Source organism: Mesorhizobium sp. WSM4845 (assembly GCF_055811455.1).
In genome coordinates this window covers 1-1,270 of the sequence record NZ_JBVVQA010000081.1, presented here as the reverse complement: position 1 = coordinate 1,270, position 1,270 = coordinate 1, and the positions used below count along the sequence as shown (strand labels likewise).

Annotated in this window: 1 protein-coding gene; it reads left to right on the top strand. The window is 63.1% G+C overall.

From position 1 onward, the window contains the following. Window positions 1-65 precede the first annotated feature (65 nt). Window positions 66-1,252, top strand: a protein-coding gene (locus AC0L2C_RS34080; RefSeq protein WP_473525519.1) for an IS3 family transposase whose coding sequence is annotated in 2 segments (ribosomal slippage) — window positions 66-318 and window positions 318-1,252 — 1,188 coding nt in all. Because the reading frame shifts where the segments join, the coding sequence is not laid out codon by codon here. Window positions 1,253-1,270 lie beyond the last annotated feature (18 nt).

Genomic DNA, 1,270 nt, shown 5'->3' with positions numbered 1-1,270 from the left:
TGACCTGCCACGGGTAATTTCCTCCATCTGAGATTAGAGTCCGGCCTCGATTGAAGGACGGACTGATGAAGAGAAAGCGGTTTACGGAAGAGCAGATCATCGCGGTTCTGCGTGAGCACGAAGCGGGGGCGAAGGCGGGCGACCTGGCGCGCAAGCATGGGATCTCCGAGGCGACGCTGTATAACTGGAAGGCGAAGTATGGCGGGATGGACGTCTCCGATGCCAAACGGCTGAAAGCCTTGGAAGACGAGAACGCGAAGCTGAAGAAGCTGCTCGCCGACCAGATGCTGGAAGCGTCGGCACTGCGCGAGCTTCTTTCAAAAAAATGGTAGGGCCCGCCGCCAAGCGCGAAGCCGTCGCGCATCTGCAGGCCACGATGGGCCTGTCGGAGCGGCGGGCCTGTTCCTTTGTGGGCGCTGATCGCAAGATGATCCGGTATCGTTCTTGTCGCCCACCTGAGGCGGCACTGCGCGGCCGGCTACGCGACCTGGCCAACGAGCGCCGGCGCTTCGGCTATCGGCGGCTGTTCATTCTGCTCAGGCGCGAAGGCGAGGCATCGGGTATCAACCGCATCTACCGGCTATACCGCGAAGAAGGACTGGCCGTGCGCAAGCGACGCTCCAGGCGCCGAGCGGTAGGAACGCGGGCACCGATCCTGGTTCAGGCGAAGCCGAACGCGCGCTGGTCGCTGGATTTCGTCCATGACCAGTTCGGCTGCGGCCGGCGCTTCCGCGTCCTCAACATCGTCGACGACGTGACCCGTGAATGTTTGGCTGCGATCCCGGACACCTCGATCTCCGGCCGCCGGGTGGCGCGTGAACTGACGGACCTGATCGCCCGGCGCGGCAAGCCGGGCATGATCGTCTCTGACCACGGCACCGAGTTCACCTCGAACGCGATCCTCGCCTGGTCGAGGGATCATCAGGTGGAATGGCACTTCATCGCGCCGGGCAAGCCGATGCAGAACGGCTTCTGCGAAAGCTTCAACGGGCGGATGCGGGACGAGTTGCTGAACGAAACCCTGTTCCTCGGCCTCGACCATGCCCGAACAACCATCGCCGAATGGGCAGACGACTACAACCGATCGCGCCCACATTCGGCGCTCGGATACCTCACGCCTGCGGCCTATGCCGCCAATCTCACCGCAACGGACGATCGGCTGCGCAACCCCGACCAGCTCCGCCGATCACCCGTTGCTCAACCCGCGCCATACGGCGTAAAACCCGCCGAGGCTCTAACTGCAGCCGGATGAAAATTCAATGGCAGGTCA